The organism is Pseudomonas sp. H3(2019) (assembly GCF_007713465.1).
Taxonomy (GTDB): Bacteria; Pseudomonadota; Gammaproteobacteria; order Pseudomonadales; family Pseudomonadaceae; genus Aquipseudomonas.
Map to the genome: position 1 here is coordinate 194734 of NZ_VMSG01000005.1, position 19439 is coordinate 214172.

Consider the following 19439-nt stretch of genomic DNA (forward strand, 5'->3'; position numbering starts at 1 on the left):
AATTGATTAACTCCTAAACGTTTGGGTCACGCTTTAACTGCGCCAATACACTGAACGGGTTGGACCGCGTTACCTCGTCCTCGCTCGGTTCGGGCTCATCGAGACCCGCCGGCTGCTGGCATTCTTCCGGATGATGAGCAGGCACAATGGGCAAGGCGAGCAGAAGCTCCTCCTCGATCAGTGACTGCAGATCCAAAGGATCTTCGCCCAGTTCCAGCACGTCATAACCTTTCGGCAACGACTGGGTATTCGCACCCTCCTTCACCACAGCATAACTGCATTCGCTGTGAATCGGCAGGGTGACCAGCTCAAGACAACGCTGGCAAACCATTTTGACTTCAGTGTCGATAAAGCTGTGGATGACCACAGATTTACGTTCATCTCGTTCAAAAACGAATTTAGCCTGCACCGTACCGACAGTGTCGGAAAGCGGGTCGCAGAGTCTCTCCAAATCGGCCAGCAGCATTTCACCTTGAAGGGTGGTGCCACGATCAGCCAATTTGCGCGGGTCAACGTGAGGTGGAATCGGGTCATTCAACATAGGCGCAGCATTATAGGGATGCCCCCAGCCATGTCAAAGGAAATTCAGTCCTGTCCGTCACTTGGAAGCCCCGCTAGAATTTGCGACTGACTTTTGGAGAGCCGTATGCTGCCCTTATTACTTGCTTCAAGCTCGGTCTATCGCCGCGAATTACTGGCCCGCTTGCAACTGCCATTTACCTGCAGCTCACCGGATATCGACGAAAGCCATCAACCGGAAGAGTCAGCCATCGAACTGGTAAAACGCCTGGCCCGCGAAAAAGCCCAGGCGCTGGCCGGCAGCCATCCCGCCCATTTGATTATAGGTTCGGACCAGGTCGCCGTGCTCGACGGACGGATTATTGGCAAACCTCACACGTTCGAGAAGGCTCGCGATCAATTATTGGCCGCCGGCGGCGCCAGCGTGACCTTCCTGACCGGCCTGGCAGTGCTCAACAGCCAGACCGGCCATTGCCAGCTCGATTGCATCCCCTTCACCGTACACATGCGCACACTGGATCAGGCACGCATTGAACGCTACCTGCGCGCCGAACAGCCCTACGACTGCGCTGGCAGCTTCAAGGCCGAAGGATTGGGCGTGAGCCTGTTCCAGAGCACCGAAGGCCCGGACGCCACCAGCCTGGTCGGCCTGCCGCTGATTCGCCTGGTGGACATGCTGCTGGCTGAAGGCGTGCAGATCCCCTGATCCCCCCCGTAGCAGCCTTCGGCAGCTGCTACGGATTACGCCAGACACAAAAAACCGGCCACGCGGGCCGGTTGTTTTTTATGTCGCACAACGATCAGCGCAATGCCGGCCCCTGAAAACCCATCCACATGGCCAACTGCTCAGCCACGCTGGCGCCGAGTTTTTTCGAGAAGCGGTCGAACGCTGACTCCTGAATCGTGAAGTCAACCAGCTCTTTCTCGCCAATGACGTCACGCGCCACCGAACTGGCACTGCCCAAACCATCGATCAAACCCAATGGCAGCGCCTGCTCGCCTGACCAGACCAGCCCGGAGAACAGCTCCGGATGCTCTTTGTCTTTCAGGCGATCGCCACGGCCTTTTTTGACGCTGGCGATAAACTGCTGGTGAGTGGTATCCAGCACGCCCTGCCAGAACTTGATCTCATCCGGTTTTTCCGGCTGGAACGGATCGAGGAACGACTTATGCTCGCCCGACGTATAGGTCCGACGTTCCACACCGAGCTTTTCCATGGTCCCGACAAACCCGTAGCCGGCCGCCGTCACGCCAATCGAACCCACCAGGCTCGCCTTGTCGGCATAGATCTGGTCCGCCGCACTGGCGATGTAGTACGCCCCCGAAGCCCCCAGATCAGAAATTACTGCATAAACCTTGATCGCCGGATGCAGGGCACGCAAACGACCAATTTCATCGTAGACATAACCCGACTGAACCGGACTGCCGCCCGGACTGTTGATTCGCAGCACGATGCCCTTGACCTTCGGATCCTCAAACGCCGCGCGCAGACCGCCGACAATGTTGTCGGCGCTGGCTGATTCCTTGTCGGCAATCACCCCCGTCACTTCGATCAACGCGGTGTAGCTCGACCCGCGAGTCGCGCTTTTTTCAATATCCATCAGCGGCGTAAAGAGGACCAACGCGATGAGCAGATAAACAAAGGTCAGCAGCTTGAAGAAAATCCCCCAACGCCGCGAGCGACGCTGCTCCTGCACTCCCGCAAGCAGGGTTTTCTCAAGCAGCTTCCAGCTCTTGCCTTCGCCATCTTCGGCACTGGCCTTGGTTGGCGCCTTCCATTCGTCGGTCATTCCATCTACCCCAACAAAAACCTAATTGACCCGCTGACCCAGCCAGGCGTGCAATTGCGAAAAATGATCAATGGCCAGGCGCGGCTCGAACACGCGCAAGGCTTCCATCGATTGAGCACCATAGCTGACGGCAACCGAATCCATCCCGGCGTTGCGCGCCATCTGCAGGTCGAACGACGAATCCCCCACCATCAACGCCTGTTCAGGGCGGACGTCGCAATGGGCGAGAATCTGTTCGAGCATCAGCGGATGTGGCTTGCTGGCGGTCTCATCGGCAGCGCGGGTGATATCGAAATAATCTTCCCAGCCATGGGACTTCAGCACGCGATCCAGCCCGCGACGCGCTTTGCCGGTCGCCACTGCCAGGTGAAAACCCTCGGCACGAAACGCTTCAAGCGACTCGACAACACCGTCAAACAACGGCGAAGGCACGGCCTCCGAGGCGATGTAGTGATCCGCATAGTGCTGACGGAACGCCACCAGCTCGTCATCGCCAATCTCTGGATACAACGTGCGAATCGCTTCCGGCAGCCCCAACCCAATGATGCCTTTGACGGCAAGATCATCGCGCAACTGAAAACCGGATCGCTGCGACGCCACATGCATCGCCTCGACAATCCGACCAATGGAGTCGGCCAACGTGCCGTCCCAATCGAAAATCAGCAACTTGTAATCAGGGTGCACTCAGGCGCTCCACTGTCTTGGCCCACATTTCATCGACAGGGGCCTGAAGCTTCAACTCGCCGCCATCAGGCAGCGGTACGGTGAGCATGTAAGCGTGCAGGAACAGGCGTTTGCCGCCCAGGTCACGAATTTCCTTGCTGAAATCGTCATCGCCGTACTTGGTGTCGCCGGCGATGCAGTGCCCGACGTGCAGGGTGTGGACACGAATCTGGTGAGTCCGGCCGGTGATCGGCTTGGCTTCGATCAGGGTGGCAAAGTCGCCAAAGCGACGCAGAACCTTGAACACGGTCACAGACTCCTTGCCCTCCTCCTCGTCGACCTCGACCATGCGCTCGCCGGAGCGCAGATTGCTCTTGCCCAGCGGCGCACGGACTTGCTTGATCGAGGCAGCCCAGTTACCGCGGACCAGCGCCATATAGCGCTTATCGACGCCATCGCCGCGCAATGCCGTGTGCAAGTGACGCAGCATGCTGCGTTTTTTGGCGATCATCAGCAGGCCGGAGGTGTCACGATCGAGACGGTGAACCAGCTCAAGCTCCTTGCAATCCGGACGCAACTGACGAAAGGCTTCGATCACGCCGTAATTCAAGCCGCTGCCGCCGTGAACAGCGATGCCGCAAGGCTTGTTGATCACGATCAGCGCCTTGTCTTCGAAGACAATCGAGGCCTCGAGTCGCTGCAACAAACCTTGTGCCAATGGCACTGGCTCGTCGCGTTCCGGCACGCGCACCGGTGGCACGCGCACGATGTCGCCCGCCTGCAGCTTGTATTCGGGCTTGATCCGACCTTTGTTCACACGCACTTCGCCTTTACGCAAAATGCGGTAAATCAAGGTCTTGGGCACGCCTTTGAGCCGAGCGAGAAGGAAGTTATCAATACGTTGGCCGGCATATTCCGGCGAGACCTCAAGCAGTTGTACGCTAGGGGTCGAGGGGGCAGTAGTCGTCATGCCGCGAATGATAACAATTTTTTATGGAATTGAAGCACTTAATCATTGCTGCTATAGTCGCGAACGCCGCCAAAAGCGGCCTGGACAGAGGACAAACGGCAAATTGCCGGCCCTGACCAACGCAATTCATCAGGACGCGAGGCCGTCCTACGGGGCTTTCGCAACGATTGGAAGGTTCGTGATTGTAACAAGCGCAGGTGACATGAGGCCTGAAGCGAGCGCAGCAACAGAGCAACCACTTGTCTGATGCGCCGATATTTACGGCCAGTTCACAAAGTGCAGTCAGTCCCGAACCAGCCCTTGAGCGAGTGCTTCGGAAACAACGCCTGTTACAAGCTGAGTGTTAGCCAAACAGCTCTCGCCCAGTCTTGTGTAGCCATGAGCGTGAACTCCCCATTGGAGAACACGGTAAATGCCAACCCGCTGCGGATTCTGCGCGCGGCAGCACCCGAATTATCAGGGATACGTGTAGGGTGGAGATGCACAACCGTCGGACTGTGTAGCACTAGGCTTATATTTAGACGCTTCATCTCGTCCACAGTCGCCGGTTGATTCCTCCTCCTGACTGAGTGCTTAAGTAGCCACAGCAAGCAGGACGCGTACGTCGCGACTCCGGCCCAATTGGTCGAAGCTCGCTAGACACTGGAGTGGCCAACCACTCCTGACGCACCTGACACCGACCGTGAGAAGTCGTGTGTGCCGAACGCCGTTTCCGGCAGCCCGGAAACCGACGGTACTACATGAAAAGAATGCTGATTAACGCAACTCAACCCGAAGAGTTGCGTGTTGCACTGGTAGACGGCCAGCGCCTCTACGACCTGGACATCGAGTCCGGTGCACGCGAGCAGAAGAAGGCCAACATCTATAAAGGCCGGATTACTCGCATCGAGCCAAGCCTTGAGGCTGCCTTTGTCGATTTCGGCTCTGAGCGCCACGGCTTCCTGCCCCTCAAAGAAATCTCCCGCGAATACTTCAAGAAAGCCCCTGAAGGCCGCGTCAACATCAAGGACGTCCTGAGCGAAGGCCAGGAAGTCATCGTTCAGGTCGAAAAAGAAGAACGTGGCAACAAGGGCGCCGCCCTGACCACCTTCATCAGCCTGGCCGGTCGTTACCTGGTATTGATGCCGAACAACCCGCGTGCCGGCGGTATCTCCCGTCGCATCGAAGGTGAAGAGCGCAACGAACTGCGTGAAGCCCTGAACGGTCTGGTTGCTCCGGCCGACATGGGTCTGATCGTGCGCACTGCCGGCCTTGGCCGCAGCAGCGAAGAAATGCAGTGGGACCTCGACTACCTGCTGCAACTGTGGACCGCCATCAAAGAAGCCTCGCTGGATCGTTCCGCGCCATTCCTGATCTATCAGGAAAGCAACGTGATCATCCGTGCAATCCGCGACTACCTGCGCCAGGACATCGGCGAAGTGCTGATCGACAGCGTTGAAGCCCAGGACGAAGCCCTGACCTTCATCCGCCAGGTGATGCCGCAGTACGCCAGCAAGATCAAGCTGTACGAAGACAGCGTTCCGCTGTTCAACCGTTTCCAGATCGAAAGCCAGATCGAGACCGCTTTCCAGCGCGTCGTTGAACTGCCTTCCGGCGGCTCCATCGTTATCGATCCGACCGAAGCCCTGGTGTCCATCGACATCAACTCGGCGCGCGCCACCAAAGGCAGCGATATCGAAGAAACCGCTCTGCAGACCAACCTTGAAGCCGCCGAAGAAATCGCCCGTCAGTTGCGCCTGCGCGACATCGGCGGCCTGATCGTCATCGACTTCATCGACATGACCCCTGCCAAGAACCAGCGCGCCGTGGAAGAGAAAGTCCGCGAATGCCTGGAAGCCGACCGCGCTCGCGTGCAAGTCGGTCGCATCTCGCGCTTCGGCCTGCTGGAAATGTCCCGTCAGCGCCTGCGTCCATCGCTGGGCGAAAGCAGCGGCATCGTCTGCCCACGCTGCAACGGCACCGGCATCATCCGTGACGTTGAATCGCTGTCGCTGGCGATCCTGCGCCTGATCGAAGAAGAAGCCCTGAAAGACCGCACTGCCGAAGTTCGCGCACAAGTGCCGATCCCGGTCGCTGCGTTCCTGCTGAACGAAAAACGCAACTCGATCACCAAGATCGAACTGCGCACCCGTGCCCGCATCGTCATCCTGCCGAACGATCACCTCGAAACGCCGCACTTCGAAGTTCAGCGTCTGCGCGATGACAGCCCGGAAGCCCACATCAACCAGTCCAGCTACGAAATCGCTGCTGCCGCTGCTGAAGTGGAAGAAGTTCAACCGGCCGCCGCCACCCGCACCCTGGTTCGCCAGGAAGCCGCCGTGAAAACCGCTCCAGCTCGCGCCAACGCTCCGGTTCCGACCGAAGTCGTTGCCGCCGCCGCACCGGTTGCCGCTCCGGTCGCCGCCCCTGAACCAAGCCTGTTCAAAGGCCTGGTGAAGTCGCTGGTCAGCCTGTTCGCCACCAAGGAAGAGCCAGCTGCTCCGGTTGTGGTTGAAAAACCAGCCGCCGAGCGTCCGGCACGCAATGAAGAGCGTCGTAACGGTCGTCAGCAGAGCCGCAACCGTAACGGTCGCCGCGATGAAGAACGCAAACCACGCGAAGAACGCGCCCCTCGTGAAGAACGCGCACCGCGCGAGCCTCGTGAAGAGCGTCAACCACGCGAAGCCCGCGAAGAGACTCCAGCAGTCGCTCGCGAGGAACGCGCACCGCGCCCACCGCGTGAAGAGCGCGCACCACGCGCCCCTCGTGAAGATCGCAAGCCACGTGGCGAGCGTGAAGAGCGCCCGGTTCGTGAACTGCGTGAACCTCTGGATGCCGCGCCAGCCGCTGCCGCCGCTGTAACTGCCGTTGCTGAAGAGCGTCCGGCTCGTCCGCCACGTGAAGAACGCGCTCCACGCCCACCGCGTGAAGAACGTCAACCACGCGCCGAGCAAGCTGCTGCCGCCGTTGCTGAAGAAGAGCTGCCAACCAGCGAAGAGCAACTGCCGGAAGATGGCCAGGACAACGCCGAAGGCGATCGTCCACGCCGCCGCTCCCGTGGTCAGCGTCGTCGCAGCAACCGTCGCGAGCGTCAACGCGATGCCAATGGCAACGTAATCGAAGGCTCGGAAGAGTCCGAAACCAGCGAAGAGCCAACAGGCGCTGAACTGGCTGCCGGCCTGGCCGTTACCGCCGCTGTTGCCAGCACTGTGATCAGCGCTCCTGCTGAAGCTCAGGCTCATCAGCAAGCTGAACGCGCTACCGCCGTGACTCAAGAGGCTGTTCAGGAAGTGGCTCAGGTTGAAGCGCCAGTCGTGGAAGCCACTACTCCGGTCGAAGCGCCAGTCGCTCCTGCCGTCGAAGTAGCTCCAGTTCGTGAAGCACAGCCTGAAGTTCACGCTGCTGTTGAACCAGCCGTAGTTACCGAACAGCCAGTAGTCGCTGCCGAGCCTGTGGTTGAAGCCCCGGTCGCTGAAAAAGCGCCTGTGGTTCGCGAAGAGCAAACCGCGTTCAACTGGGTTGCAGAAACTGCAGCTGTCGAAGTTCCAGCGCCAGTCGCTGAAGCCCCGGCTGTTGTTGCCGAGCCTGCTCCGGTGGTTGAAGCTCCGGTTGTCGCCGAAGTGGCTGCACCGGCTGTCGAAGCCGCTCCGGTCAGCGCCCTGACGCCAAGTGGTCGCGCGCCAAACGACCCACGTGAAGTGCGTCGCCGCAAGCGTGAAGCCGAGCGCCTGCAGAAGGAAGCCGAACTGGCTGCCGCTGCTGCACCGGCTGTTGCTGCCGAGCCTGCTCCGGTTGTCGCCGAAGTCGTCGAGGCAGCCCCTGCCCCGGCCGCCGAAGTGACTGCCGAACCTGCTGCCCCAACCATCGACGAAAACCTGCGTTCCGTCGAAGAAGTGGTAGAGCACAAACCTGAGGCCCTGGAAAAAGAGCACGAGCCTAAACCCCTCGCCTGATTCCATCAGCCACTAAAAAGCCCCGCCTGGTAACCCAGGCGGGGCTTTTTTATGTCCGTTGTGATGAAGATCGTTCCCACGCGCAGCACAGGAATGACGCCCCGGACGCTCTGCGTCCAGGGCTGTGACGCAGAGCGTCACTGGATGTATTCCCACGCAGAGCGTGGGAACAAGCCCTCAAACTACTGAAAGACCAACGCCTCAGGCACGTCCACATCCCACAACACTCCGGGATCCTCCAGCGCCACCTCAACCACTGTCGCTGACGCAAACAATGGCCTGGCCCCACGATCACCGGACAACGCCATCAACGCCGCACCCAACGAACGCCCAAATCCCACCGGATGCCCAAACTCACCACCCTGCACGGGCACGCTGATGGTATCGACCGCAATCCCCTCGACAATCCGCTCAATACTCGACGGCAAGATAAACGGCATATCCCCCAATACCAGCAGCCAGCCATCCAGTGCCGGGCACGCAGCGACTGCCGCTGCAATGCTGTCGCCCATGCCTGCCGATGCCAGCAGCAGCACCTGGCAACCATAAGCCCGGGCCAGCCGCGCAACCTCAGGGCGATCCGGCGTCGTCACCAACAACCGGGTATCCATGCCAATCGGCAGATTGCGCAGCACCTGTTCGATCACCGGCCGCACAATACCGTCGCGCCCTTCGCACATTGCCAGCAACTTGTCCTGATCGGCACCCGCCACTTGTCGATAACGACTGCCCTGCCCCGCTGCAAGAATGATCGCACCCAGCTTCATGCTCTGCTCGACGCTGCGCATCAGGCTTTGGTCTGCTGCCAGCCTTGCAACTGGTAGCGCACTGGCAAACTGCGAATACGCTTGCCGGTGGCGGCGAAGATCGCATTGCACAACGCCGGAGCGATAGGCGGCACACCCGGCTCACCGACGCCGCCCAGCGGCACGTTGCCCGTTGGCGTGACCAAATGCACCGCCACCTCTTTCGGCGCCAGCGACATGCGCGCCACTTCGTACATATGGAAGTTGTCCTGCTGGACCTTGCCGTCCTTGAAGCTGATTTCACCCAGCACCGCGTTACCCAGGCCCATCACGCAGGCGCCTTCGAACTGCGAGCGAATCCGCTCCGGGTTGATCTGCGGACCGCAATCGACCGCGATGTCGGCCTTGTGCACGATCAGCGTGCCGTCGTCCTTGACTTCAACCTCGATGACCGCCGCCACATAGGTGACGAAACTGTAATGCACCGCCAGGCCCAAACCACGGCCCTTGGGCAGTTTTCGCCCCCAGCCAGCACCCTTGGCTGCCGTTTCCAGAACGCCCCGCAGACGTGCCGTATCGATCGGATAGCGCTCAGGGGATTCGCCATAGTTCCACTCTTCGCTCAGGGTTCGCGGATCGATCTGACGGTCCGGCCCCAAGAGCTTGATCTGGTACGTCAGCGGGTCCTGTCCGGCCTTGTGCGCCAACTCGTCGACAAAACTCTGAATCGCGAAACCGTGAGGGATGTTCGACACCGAGCGATACCAACCAACCCGGGTATGCGCCGCCGCGTCAGGGTTTTCCAGGCGCAGATTGGGAATCGCGTAGGCCATGTTGGTAAAGCCCATGCCCAACTCGAAGGCCGCTTCGTGATTCATGCCTGGCGCGAACAACGCGGTGATGCTGGGCGCCACCGTGCGGTGCAGCCAACCGGACGGCATACCGTCCTTGTTCAGGCTGGCCTTGAGGTATTCCGCCGAGACGGTATGGAAGTACGAACAGTGGATGTCGTCTTCACGGGTCCATTGCACGCGCACAGCCTTGCCGGGAAATTCCTTGGCCAGGATCGCTGCTTCCAGAATGAAATCCGGCTTGGACTTGCGACCGAAACCACCGCCCAACAAAGTGACGTTGACCGTGACCTTGTCGAATGGAATCCCCAAACGCTCGGCGATGCGCTCGCGGGTCACTTGCGGCGCCTGACTCGGCGCCCAGGCTTCGCAATGGCCGTCCTTGAAACGTGCAACGGCAACCATCGGCTCCATTGGCGACTGTGCCAGATGCGGCAAATAGTAGGCCGCCTCCAGACTGCTGTCGGCACTGTTCATGGCCTCCTCGATATTGCCGGTGCTGCGCACCACTTTGCCCGGTTTCAGGGCGGCGGCTTCCAGCTCCTTGCGGTAGGCAATCGAGTCGTAACCGGCATTGGCGCCGTCATCCCACTCAATCTTCAGCGCTTCACGGCCCTTGATCGCCGCCCAGGTATTGCTGGCAATCACCGCCACCCCGCCCAACGGCTGGAATTCAGAGGGCAATGGGCGGCTTTCAATCTGGATGACCTTGAGCACTCCCGGGACCTTCAGCGCCGCGCTGGCATCGAAGGACTTGACCTTGCCGCCATAAACCGCCGGCCGCGCCACGGTGGCGAAGAGCATGCCGTCAAAGTGCACGTCGGCACCGTAGACCGCACGACCATTGACGATGTCCGCACCGTCGATGGCCCGGGTCGACTCTTTGCCAATGTAGCGAAACTCCGAAGGCTGCTTCAGCCGCAGGCTTTCACGAGCCGGCACCGCCAGCGCACCCGCAGCGACGGCGAGCGCACCGTAACCGAGTTCACGCCCGGTGGGCTGGTGGATAACTTTGTGTAATTGCGCACGGCATTCGCCAACCGGGACTTTCCACTGATCGGCTGCGGCTTGTTCCAGCATGGTTCGTGCAGCGGCACCGCAACGGCGCATCGGCTCGTACCAATGGCGCATGCTGCGCGAGCCGTCGGTGTCCTGATTGCCGAAGCGCACCTCATCACCCGGCGCCTGCCGGACTTTGACCATAGCCCAATCGGCGTCCAGTTCATCAGCAACTACCATGCTCAAACTGGTGCGCACACCCTGGCCCATTTCCGAACGGTTGCAGACCACCGTCACACTGCCGTCGGCGGCGATACTCACGTAGACCTTGGGATCATCGATCCAGCCGTTGGGCATGCCCGCGGCACCGAATTTCTTCTCTTCAGCAAACGCGTCCTGCCAGCCCCAACTGGCCGCCAGCACCAGCGCACCGGTCGCCCCCGCACCTTTGAGAAAACCACGACGACTGAGATTACTTAGCGCGAAATCATTCGGTAGCTGGCTCATGCCTTGCGCTCCTGCAGGTGAGTGGAGGCCTGGCGGATCGCGGTCTTGATGCGATTGTACGTGCCGCAGCGGCAGATATTGCCAACCATCGCCTGTTCGATCTGTTCATCGCTGGGATTGGGGTTGGTCTTGAGCAACGCAGTGGCCGACATGATCTGCCCGCCCTGGCAAAAACCACACTGGGCGACCGCCGTGTCGAGCCAGGCTTGCTGGACGACCTGACCGACCGGATCGCTGTGCAGATTGTCGATGGTGCTGACGTCCTGTCCGATCACCGAACCGATAGGCGTGATGCAACTGCGCGCCGGGGCGCCGTCGATATGAATTGTGCAAGCGCCACACAGGCCCATGCCGCAACCGAATTTGGTACCGCTGTAACCGGCCACATCGCGGATTGCCCAGAGCAGCGGCATGTCCTCGGTGACATCGAGTTGATGATCTTGACCATTGAGCTTCAGGGTAATCATGGGCACGCCCGCATATATAGGTAGAGTTATGGAGCAAATGACTGCATCGTTAGCAGGCTAAGTTAACTCAGCATTAACAAAAAAGCCCTGCAACCAAGGAAGGTGTGCAGGGCTCTGGATTCAGCGATCAAGCGTAGCTCAATACTGATTCGGCTCCATTTCCAGTTCGACATTGAAGCGCTCGGCGATGTCTCTCTGGATCCGCTGTGCCAGATTAAGCAACTCAAGCCCGGTGGCCGTGCCGTAGTTGACCAGCACCAGCGACTGCAAGCGATGCACGCCGGCGTCGCCGTCACGAAAGCCTTTCCAGCCCGCCTGCTCGATCAACCAGCCGGCCGCCAGTTTCACCCGGCCATCCGCTTGTGGATAACCAACCAGGCCCGGATGTTCAAGGCGAATTTGTGCCGCCAGAGCTGCCGATACCAGCGGGTTCTTGAAGAAGCTGCCGGCATTGCCGAGCACCGCCGGGTCAGGGAGCTTCTCATTGCGAATGCTGCAAATCGCCTGGCTGACATCGGTTGCGGTGGGATGATCAATGCCCTGCTCGGTCAGACGCTGACGAACCGGGCCGTATTCCAGATGCAAATGCTCGACGCGGTTCAGCGCAAAACGTACTCGCAGGATCAACCAGCGACCGACCTGCTGCTTGAAGAGGCTGTCACGGTAGGCAAAGTTGCACTCGGCCAGGGTGAAATCCCGCAGCTCGCCGGTCTGGCGGTCCAGCGCGGTCAGCCCGGCGAACACATCCTTGATCTCGACCCCGTAGGCGCCGATGTTCTGCATCGGCGCGGCACCGACGGTGCCGGGGATCAGGCTGAGGTTCTCAAGGCCTGACAGGCCCTGCGCCAGTGTCCACTGCACAAACGGATGCCAGATTTCGCCGGCCTCGGCTTCGATCACCACCTGACTGCCGTTGTCACTCAACACTCGAATGCCACGGGTGGCCATGCGCAGCACCAGCGCTGCAATGTCTGCGGTCAGCAACAGGTTGCTGCCACCGCCAATCACCAGCAGTGGCACCGCGTGCGCGGCCGAATACGCCAGCACCTCGCGCACATCGGCATCACTGTGGGCTTCGGCGAACAATTGCGCACGCACGTCCACGCCAAAGCTGTTGTACGGCTTCAGCGAAACCTGCGATTGCAGGTGCAAAGTCATAAGCGTCCCTTCAATTCAATCACCAGCAAATCGCTGGCGCGCTCGATCAGGTCCAGCACCTGCTCGAAGCCTTGATCGCCGTCGTAATAAGGATCCGGCACTTCATCCACGCTCGACTCATAGCGGCGCAGGAACAAATCCAGCTCCGCCCTGCCCTTGGCCGGTTGCAACGCCTTGAGGTTGCGCAGGTTGCTGTGGTCCATGGCGAGGATCAGGTCATAACTGGAAAAATCGGCGCGCGTGACCTGTTGGGCGCGCTGCGCGGACAGGTCATAACCACGGCGCAGCGCGGCAGCCTGGCTGCGTTTGTCCGGCGCCTTGCCGACGTGCCAGTCGCCGGTGCCCGCCGAAGCCACTTCGACCTGATCGGTCAAACCGGCTTCGCGCAGTTTGTGTCGCAACACACCTTCAGCCGTGGGTGAACGGCAGATGTTGCCCAGGCAGACGAACAGAACCCGCATCAGGCCTCCAGCAGGCGACGAACGCGCTCGAGGTCTTCAGCCGTATCGACACCCGGTGGCGGTGCAATCAGTGCATCGGCAACGTGAATCCGTACACCGTGCCAGAGCGCACGCAGCTGCTCCAGACACTCGGTGTTTTCCAGCCAGCACGGGCCCCAGCTGACAAAGTCATGCAGGAAACCGGCGCGATAGGCATAGATGCCAATGTGCCGACGGTAAGGAACGCCAACCGGCAATTGCTCGCGGCTCTTGGCGAAGTCGTCCCGTGCCCACGGCAAGGTGGCGCGACTGAACGTCAGCGCCAGGCCATTCAGATCGCTGACGACCTTGACCACATTGGGGTTGAACAGGGTTTCAACGTCTTCGATCGGCTCGGCCAGGGTCGCCATGCGCGCTTCGGTGTGAGCCGCCAGATTGGCCGCGACCTGATCGATCACACTCGGTGGAATCAACGGCTCGTCACCTTGCACGTTGACCACGATAGCGTCCGGCGCCAGGCCCAGTTGGGCAGCGACTTCAGCCAGACGATCGGTGCCGGAGTTATGGTCCTCGCGGGTCATCACCACTTCAGCGCCAAAGGCCTTGCAGGCCTCGACGATGCGCGCATCGTCAGTCGCAACGACGACCCGTTGCGCGCTGCTTTTGCTCGCCTGTTCCCAAACATGCTGAATCATCGGCTTGCCGGCAATCATTTGCAGGGGTTTGCCTGGCAGACGGGTAGAAGCAAAACGCGACGGAATCACGACAGTGAAGGCAGTGCTCATTTATCCAGACGCTCATCTGCCGTCAGGGTGCGCGCTTCGCTTTCGAGCATCACCGGAATGCCATCACGAATCGGATAAGCCAGACCGGCGCCTTTGCTGATCAGCTCGGTTTTATCGGCGCTGAGCTTGAGCGGACCTTTGCAGATCGGGCAAGCGAGGATGTCGAGTAATTTGGTGTCCATGAGCATTCCCTGGATAAAAGCGTTTTAAGGCAAAAGCCGCGCGGGCAACAGCCGCATCAACTGCGTGTCGAACCAGGCCACGAAGGCCGGTGATGGCGCAGCATCGACCGCCAGATACCACCAGTCGGCGGCCGCGAAGGTTCGGCATTTCACCGCATCCTTCTCGGTCATCACCAACGGCAGTGACGGTGTGAAATTCAAGGCCGCCGCGCTGTACTCGGCGTGGTCGGCAAAAGCATGTGCAACAGGCTGCCAGTGTAGCGTTTCAAGGGTGTTGAAGAAACGTTGCGGATTACCGATTCCGGCCACCGCGTGCAAGGCCTGACCAGCGGGGAAATGCTCAAGCGAGCGGCGCTCGCCCGTCAGCAGGTTGACCAGCGCGGTCGGTTGCAGCTGGAAGGCAAAACCGTCGTCGCGATCTGCCGTGGCGCCGTTGTAGAGCAGCGCATCGACGCTTTGCAGGCGTTCGACCGGCTCACGCAGAGGACCGGCCGGCAGGCAGCGTTTATTGCCCAATCCGCGTGCGGCATCGATCAGCACCAGTTCAAGATCGCGCGCCAGACGGTAATGTTGCATGCCATCGTCAGACAGAATCAGATCCAGCGGCTCAGCGGCCAACAGCGCCTGCACGGCGCGACTGCGATCAGGGTCAATCATCAACGGCACGCCGGTGCGCTGGACGATCAACAACGGTTCGTCGCCGGCGATGGCTGCGCTCTGCCCGGCTTCGACCCGCCAGGGCAATTGCGGCGGTTTGGCGCCATAACCACGACTGACCACGCCCACCCGCAGGCCACTGCGTTGGCAGTGTTCGATCATCCACAGGATCAACGGCGTCTTGCCGGTACCGCCCACCGTAATGTTGCCGACCACGATCAGCGGCACCGGCGGCTGGTAGATCTCGCCTTGGCCGGCCAGAAACCGTTCGCGCTTGGCGGTGACCACGCGCCGGTACAGCCACTCCAGTGGCTGCAACAGTTTCAGCGCCGGATGACCGGCATACCAGGCGGCGAGCAAACGATCGGACATGGCCATCAGGGTGCCGGCGCCGCCTCGACGGTGGTCATGCGCAAGTGGGTGAAACCCAGCTTGCCCGCGGCATCCATCGCCGTGATGACCGCCTGATGCTGGGTTTTGCCATCGGCGCTGATGGACAGCGGTGAGTTGGTGTCGCCATTCGACTCCTTCTTCAAGGCGTCGATCAGGCTGGCCAGATCGTTCTTCGGCAACAACTGATTGTTGACCGAAAACACTCCGTCGGCGCTGATGGCGATGTCCAGTTGCTTGGTCTGCTGGTCTTCGGCAGGCGACCCGCTGACGGCTTCCGGCAGGTCGACGCGCAGTTGGGTTTCACGGGTAAAGGTGGTGGTCACGACGAAAAACAGCAGCAGGACAAACACCACGTCGATCAGCGACACGAGGTTGATGTCCACGTTCTCCCGTTGCTTGCGGCGGAATTTCACGCTTTGCCCTCAGCCAGATCGACGTCACGGTCGCCCTGCACCACTTCAACCAGCTTGATGGCTTCCTGCTCCATGCCCACGACGAGTTCATCAATGCGCCGTTGCAGGAACCGGTGGAAGAACACCGACGGGATACCGACGATCAGGCCCGAAGCCGTGGTGATCAAGGCTTTGGAAATACCGCCGGCCAGCACCGCGGCGTTGGTGGTCATGCCGGTGCCCATGAACGAACTGAAGATATCGATCATGCCCAACACCGTGCCGAGCAGGCCGAGCAATGGCGCCATGGCGGCGATGGTGCCCAGCGCGTTGATGTAGCGTTCCAGCTCGTGGATCACCCGGGCAGCGGCCTCTTCGATGCACTCTTTCATGATCTCGCGACCATGCTTGGAGTTGGCCAGGCCCGCCGCAAGGATTTCGCCCAACGGCGAGTTGGCGCGCAGCTCCTTGAGCTTTTCTTTATTGAGTTGCTTGTCCTTGATCCAGACCCAGACCTGCCCGAGCAAATGCTCCGGGGTTACACGGCTGGCCCGCAAGGTCCAGAGACGCTCGGCAACGATCGCCATTGCCGCGATGGAACTCAGAATGATCGGCAGCATCATCCAGCCGCCGGATTTGACCAATTCCCACACAGTGACAGTCCCCTCGAAAAAGTCCGCCACTTTAACATACAGACTCGACAGAGAGACCCGACACGCCACAGACCGTGTGTCGCATGGCGCGCCGCGCTGATGACCGGTGGCTATTGGCTGACAGACGGCGGGCTGCGCCAGAAACGCGGTTGCTGGCGCAGTGACTCGGGCGGCTCGAACGCCCCCAGACGCAAACGCAAGGCGCCCTGCTCGGCACTGTCATAGACCTGCATGCCCAGTTTGCGATAACGCGCCAGCACTTGCGGATGGGGATGACCGAACGAATTGTCGTGCCCGCGAGAAATCAACACCGCCTTGGGTGCCAACGCCGTGAGAAAGGCCATCGACGATGAGCTGCGACTGCCGTGATGCGGCGCCTGTAGCCAGTCGGTCACGACCGCCAGCGGACTTTCCAGCAACGCCTGCTCGGCCCGGGCGTCGATGTCACCCGTCAACAACAGACGCTCGCCGTTGGCTTCAATTTGCAGGACGCAGGATTTCTGGTTGCTTTCGCTCGCCCCGGACCATTGCCAGAGCGTAAAACCCACACCGTCCCACTCCCAGCGCTGACCGCTCTCACAGGCTTGCGCGTGTAACTCGGCCGGCAGTGCTTCGGGATCACCGCTGAGCACCTGCGCCACCGGCAATCCGCTTGCGACCGAGCGCGCGCCACCCGCGTGATCGGCATCGGCGTGGCTGATCAGCATCACCTCCAGCTGGCGCACACCGAGCTTGCGCAACGACGGCAACACCACCCGCTCGCCCAGATCGAAATCACCGAAACGCGGACCGGCGTCGTAGAGCAACGCGTGATGACGCGTGCGGACCACGATGGCCAAGCCCTGGCCGACGTCCAGTTGCCAGATTTCAGCCATGCCGTCAGGTACGCTTCTGAGTGGTGGAAGCACTATCAAAAGAAGCATCGGCCAGCCCAATAACCGCATGGGCAAACCTTTGGGGAGCAACAGTAGAAAAGCGCCTACAGCACTTATCCCCCAGACCCAGAGCGGAATCACCGGTGCAACCCATGCCGGTATCCGCCCTGCCACCAACGCCAGGCCGTTGAACAGCACGTCAAGCAAGCCGCCGGCCAGCCACAACAACCCCTCGCCGATATAAGGCAGCGGCAGCAGCAACGTCCCCAACAAGGCCGGGGGCAACACCACCAGGCTGATCCACGGCACGGCCAGCAGATTGGTCAACGGGCCACTGAGACTGATGGGTAAACCAAGTATCAGCAGCAACGGACACAAGCCAATCGCAATCAGCCATTGCGCACGCGTCCAGGTTTGCCACCAGCGCCAGGCGCCCAGGCGGCCGCCGAAGGTAAAGATCAGCACCGCCACGGCGGCAAATGACAACCAGAACCCCGGCTGCAAACTGGCCAGCGGCTCAAGCAACAACACCGCGTTCAACGCCAGCAACAAAGGCCACCAGGCACCCAGATGGCGAAACCGCAGACGCCATAACAGCACCAGACCGATCATCACGCAGGCCCGGCGCACCGGCACCTCGAAACCGGCCAGCAGCCCATAGCCGAGCGCCGCCGCGAACGCCATGCCGCAGGCCCACGGCAACCATGGCAAGCTCTGCGGCCACAGCCCATAACGCGCCAACCCGGCAATCAGCAGATAAACCATCCCGGCCAGCAACCCGATGTGCTGCCCGGAAATCACCAGCAAATGCACGGTGCCGGTGTCTTGCAACACGCGCCAGTCTTCGCGGCTCAGCCCGGACCCGTCGCCCAGCACCAGCGCCGCCAACGCCCCCTCGCGCCCTTGCGCATCGACCGCCAGCAAACGCTGGCGAACAGCATCACGCCAGGCCCCTTGTGCGGGTCTGAGCAACTGCCCGTCCTTGACGCTTCCCGTCGCGCCGATGCGTTGCGCCAACAGCCAGGCGTCGTAATCAAAAGCCTGCGGATTGAGCAGGCCTGTGGGGCGCTTCAATTTCACCGCCAGCCGCCAGCGCTCGCCGCTGTTGACGGTCGGCCCGCCGTACCAGGCCAACCGCATCAGCCTCGGCAATCGGGTGCGCCGCGCCTCGCTATCGGCCAACTCGAAACGCACCACGCCCTGCGTGTTCTGCGGCAAGCCGACGACTCGTCCTTCGACCCAGCGGGTTTGCCCGTCGAGGTCCGGCGCCAAACGATCTGCCAAAGCCCAGTGCGCACTGGCACATGCCCAGCTGAAGCCGAACAGAAAGAAAGCCAGTGGATACGTGCGAAATGGCAACAGCATCAATGCCAGTACGGGCAGCAACAGCAGTAACCCGACCGGTGGCAACACCGGTAAAAAACGCAAGGCCAACAGACCCAACGCGAGCGCCAACATCCCTGTGCGCATTAGCCTGTCCTTGAGAGTCCCCTCTCTTGGATTAGCCGAGTTACCACAGTCCGCATTTATTAATTGTCACAAAGTCTGAACGGGCGCTCCGTAGAATCCGGGCATACTTGCCGCTTGAACCGACCGAGAAGCCTTATGCCCCGGCGCTTATTCAAACGTTACATGCCAGACCCGACCCGCATCCGGGAACACAAATCCTTACGCTTTCTCGGTACCCTGCTGCACGACCCGAACCTCTGGCACCTCAATCGGCATTCGGTTGCCCGCGCCATGGCCATCGGAGTGTTCGCCGCGTTTCTACCGATTCCGTTGCAAATGCTGGTGGCGGCAATGCTCGCCATTTGGCTGCGAGGCAATATTCCGATCGCGGTGAGCCTGGTCTGGCTGACCAACCCGATCACCATGCCCGTGGTGTTTTACTGCACCTATCAGACCGGCGCCCGGCTGATGGATGTGCCCGCCCGCAGCCTGCCGGATGAGCTGACCTGGGAATGGATCAGCGGTGAGCTGTCGACTCTTTGGCAACCGTTTCTACTGGGCTCAGTGGTGACTGGCCTGGTACTCGGCGCGTTGGCCTACTGCCTGACCATGACCTACTGGCGCTGGTGGGTCGGTCGGCAATGGACGCGGCGCAAGCAAAGCCGGATGTAAAAATGCAAAAACGGCACCTTTGGGGTGCCGTTATTGATTCCGTTACGCGCGTTTATATTTGCCGACTCAGCCTTCGTCGGAGGCTACAGCGCCTTGCGTCACGGCCTACACCTGCGCCAGAATCCGCCGGCTTGTGCGCTTTGGTCGTCGCCTCTATTGTTTCCGTGTCACTGCCCATCAGTGATCGGGTTTAGTAGCCCGCGTTAACTTTCCAACGGTTGCATGAGCGTCATCCAGCCAGGGTTTCCCTGCACTTGATGGTAGCTGTGCGCATGGCGTCCTCGGGCGCGCCGGTTTTGGTGGGTTACCCGGTCTACTAACTTGCGCACAGCTGCCACC

At 60.6% G+C, this 19439-nt stretch carries 18 protein-coding genes; 3 read left to right on the top strand and 15 right to left on the bottom strand.

The features are described from left to right. Positions 1-13 precede the first annotated feature (13 nt). Complete coding sequence (locus FPT12_RS07820) at positions 14-541, bottom strand: YceD family protein (protein ID WP_008152342.1); 528 nt, start codon at positions 539-541, stop codon at positions 14-16. 105 nt (positions 542-646) lie between these two features. On the opposite strand from FPT12_RS07820, the gene FPT12_RS07825 reads away from it, so the two are divergent. Next, a complete protein-coding gene (locus FPT12_RS07825; RefSeq protein WP_145015487.1) occupies positions 647-1225 on the top strand; it encodes a nucleoside triphosphate pyrophosphatase in 579 nt (192 codons plus the stop codon). A 94-nt stretch (positions 1226-1319) separates the two neighbouring features. Here FPT12_RS07825 and FPT12_RS07830 read toward each other — a convergent pair whose 3' ends face one another. Genes FPT12_RS07830 through rluC form a run of 3 tightly spaced genes read right to left on the bottom strand, consistent with a single transcriptional unit; the run spans position 1320 to position 3942 of the window. Continuing rightward, the gene (locus FPT12_RS07830) at positions 1320-2309 is read right to left on the bottom strand and encodes a S49 family peptidase (RefSeq protein ID WP_145015489.1); all 990 of its coding nucleotides are present in this window, start codon (positions 2307-2309) and stop codon (positions 1320-1322) included. A gap of 21 nt (positions 2310-2330) precedes the next feature. Next, a complete protein-coding gene (locus FPT12_RS07835; RefSeq protein ID WP_145015491.1) occupies positions 2331-2993 on the bottom strand; it encodes an HAD-IA family hydrolase in 663 nt (220 codons plus the stop codon). Continuing rightward, positions 2983-3942: a 23S rRNA pseudouridine(955/2504/2580) synthase RluC gene (gene rluC, locus FPT12_RS07840; RefSeq protein ID WP_145015493.1), complete on the bottom strand. Its 960-nt coding sequence runs from the start codon at positions 3940-3942 to the stop codon at positions 2983-2985. The genes FPT12_RS07835 and rluC overlap by 11 nt, the downstream gene beginning before the upstream one ends. A 740-nt stretch (positions 3943-4682) precedes the next feature. On the opposite strand from rluC, the gene rne reads away from it, so the two are divergent. Further along, the gene (gene rne / locus FPT12_RS07850; protein ID WP_145015495.1) at positions 4683-7874 is read left to right on the top strand and encodes a ribonuclease E; all 3192 of its coding nucleotides are present in this window, start codon (positions 4683-4685) and stop codon (positions 7872-7874) included. Positions 7875-8056: 182 nt separating this feature from the next. Here rne and FPT12_RS07855 read toward each other — a convergent pair whose 3' ends face one another. The 11 genes from FPT12_RS07855 to FPT12_RS07905 all read right to left on the bottom strand — a co-directional run bounded on the left by FPT12_RS07855 (position 8057) and on the right by FPT12_RS07905 (position 18449). Next, positions 8057-8662 (bottom strand): NTP transferase domain-containing protein, encoded by a 606-nt coding sequence (locus tag FPT12_RS07855; protein WP_256676651.1) that lies wholly within the window; start codon positions 8660-8662, stop codon positions 8057-8059. Further along, positions 8662-10977, bottom strand: coding sequence for a xanthine dehydrogenase family protein molybdopterin-binding subunit (locus tag FPT12_RS07860; RefSeq protein ID WP_145015497.1), 2316 nt, complete (start codon positions 10975-10977; stop codon positions 8662-8664). The genes FPT12_RS07855 and FPT12_RS07860 overlap by 1 nt, the downstream gene beginning before the upstream one ends. After that, complete coding sequence (locus tag FPT12_RS07865) at positions 10974-11444, bottom strand: (2Fe-2S)-binding protein (protein ID WP_054593356.1); 471 nt, start codon at positions 11442-11444, stop codon at positions 10974-10976. Before FPT12_RS07865 ends, FPT12_RS07860 begins: the two co-directional genes overlap by 4 nt. A 138-nt stretch (positions 11445-11582) precedes the next feature. Continuing rightward, on the bottom strand, positions 11583-12602 hold the full coding sequence (gene murB, locus FPT12_RS07870; protein WP_145015499.1) for a UDP-N-acetylmuramate dehydrogenase: 1020 nt from the start codon (positions 12600-12602) through the stop codon (positions 11583-11585). After that, positions 12599-13063: a low molecular weight protein-tyrosine-phosphatase gene (locus FPT12_RS07875; RefSeq protein WP_145015501.1), complete on the bottom strand. Its 465-nt coding sequence runs from the start codon at positions 13061-13063 to the stop codon at positions 12599-12601. The genes murB and FPT12_RS07875 overlap by 4 nt, the downstream gene beginning before the upstream one ends. Further along, the gene (gene kdsB, locus FPT12_RS07880) at positions 13063-13827 is read right to left on the bottom strand and encodes a 3-deoxy-manno-octulosonate cytidylyltransferase (RefSeq protein ID WP_145015503.1); all 765 of its coding nucleotides are present in this window, start codon (positions 13825-13827) and stop codon (positions 13063-13065) included. Before kdsB ends, FPT12_RS07875 begins: the two co-directional genes overlap by 1 nt. Beyond that, positions 13824-14009 (bottom strand): Trm112 family protein, encoded by a 186-nt coding sequence (locus FPT12_RS07885; RefSeq protein ID WP_071551147.1) that lies wholly within the window; start codon positions 14007-14009, stop codon positions 13824-13826. Before FPT12_RS07885 ends, kdsB begins: the two co-directional genes overlap by 4 nt. Positions 14010-14033: 24 nt before the next feature. Continuing rightward, complete coding sequence (lpxK, locus tag FPT12_RS07890) at positions 14034-15044, bottom strand: tetraacyldisaccharide 4'-kinase (RefSeq protein WP_145015505.1); 1011 nt, start codon at positions 15042-15044, stop codon at positions 14034-14036. Further along, complete coding sequence (locus FPT12_RS07895) at positions 15044-15472, bottom strand: biopolymer transporter ExbD (RefSeq protein ID WP_145015507.1); 429 nt, start codon at positions 15470-15472, stop codon at positions 15044-15046. Before FPT12_RS07895 ends, lpxK begins: the two co-directional genes overlap by 1 nt. Continuing rightward, on the bottom strand, positions 15469-16104 hold the full coding sequence (locus tag FPT12_RS07900) for a MotA/TolQ/ExbB proton channel family protein (RefSeq protein WP_046031667.1): 636 nt from the start codon (positions 16102-16104) through the stop codon (positions 15469-15471). The genes FPT12_RS07895 and FPT12_RS07900 overlap by 4 nt, the downstream gene beginning before the upstream one ends. A 110-nt stretch (positions 16105-16214) precedes the next feature. After that, positions 16215-18449 (bottom strand): DNA internalization-related competence protein ComEC/Rec2, encoded by a 2235-nt coding sequence (locus FPT12_RS07905; RefSeq protein ID WP_145015509.1) that lies wholly within the window; start codon positions 18447-18449, stop codon positions 16215-16217. 135 nt (positions 18450-18584) lie between these two features. Between FPT12_RS07905 and FPT12_RS07910 the strand changes: the two genes are divergently transcribed. Continuing rightward, on the top strand, positions 18585-19100 hold the full coding sequence (locus FPT12_RS07910; RefSeq protein WP_145015511.1) for a DUF2062 domain-containing protein: 516 nt from the start codon (positions 18585-18587) through the stop codon (positions 19098-19100). Positions 19101-19439 lie beyond the last annotated feature (339 nt).

Coding starts and splice junctions, on each gene's coding strand:
- FPT12_RS07820 (WP_008152342.1), bottom strand. CDS start 541: ATGTTGAATGACCCGATTCCACCTCACGTTGACCCGCGCAAATTGGCT.
- FPT12_RS07825 (WP_145015487.1), top strand. CDS start 647: ATGCTGCCCTTATTACTTGCTTCAAGCTCGGTCTATCGCCGCGAATTA.
- FPT12_RS07830 (WP_145015489.1), bottom strand. CDS start 2,309: ATGACCGACGAATGGAAGGCGCCAACCAAGGCCAGTGCCGAAGATGGC.
- rluC (WP_145015493.1), bottom strand. CDS start 3,942: ATGACGACTACTGCCCCCTCGACCCCTAGCGTACAACTGCTTGAGGTC.
- rne (WP_145015495.1), top strand. CDS start 4,683: ATGAAAAGAATGCTGATTAACGCAACTCAACCCGAAGAGTTGCGTGTT.
- FPT12_RS07855 (WP_256676651.1), bottom strand. CDS start 8,662: ATGCGCAGCGTCGAGCAGAGCATGAAGCTGGGTGCGATCATTCTTGCA.
- FPT12_RS07860 (WP_145015497.1), bottom strand. CDS start 10,977: ATGAGCCAGCTACCGAATGATTTCGCGCTAAGTAATCTCAGTCGTCGT.
- FPT12_RS07865 (WP_054593356.1), bottom strand. CDS start 11,444: ATGATTACCCTGAAGCTCAATGGTCAAGATCATCAACTCGATGTCACC.
- murB (WP_145015499.1), bottom strand. CDS start 12,602: ATGACTTTGCACCTGCAATCGCAGGTTTCGCTGAAGCCGTACAACAGC.
- FPT12_RS07875 (WP_145015501.1), bottom strand. CDS start 13,063: ATGCGGGTTCTGTTCGTCTGCCTGGGCAACATCTGCCGTTCACCCACG.
- kdsB (WP_145015503.1), bottom strand. CDS start 13,827: ATGAGCACTGCCTTCACTGTCGTGATTCCGTCGCGTTTTGCTTCTACC.
- FPT12_RS07885 (WP_071551147.1), bottom strand. CDS start 14,009: ATGGACACCAAATTACTCGACATCCTCGCTTGCCCGATCTGCAAAGGT.
- lpxK (WP_145015505.1), bottom strand. CDS start 15,044: ATGGCCATGTCCGATCGTTTGCTCGCCGCCTGGTATGCCGGTCATCCG.
- FPT12_RS07905 (WP_145015509.1), bottom strand. CDS start 18,449: ATGCGCACAGGGATGTTGGCGCTCGCGTTGGGTCTGTTGGCCTTGCGT.
- FPT12_RS07910 (WP_145015511.1), top strand. CDS start 18,585: ATGCCCCGGCGCTTATTCAAACGTTACATGCCAGACCCGACCCGCATC.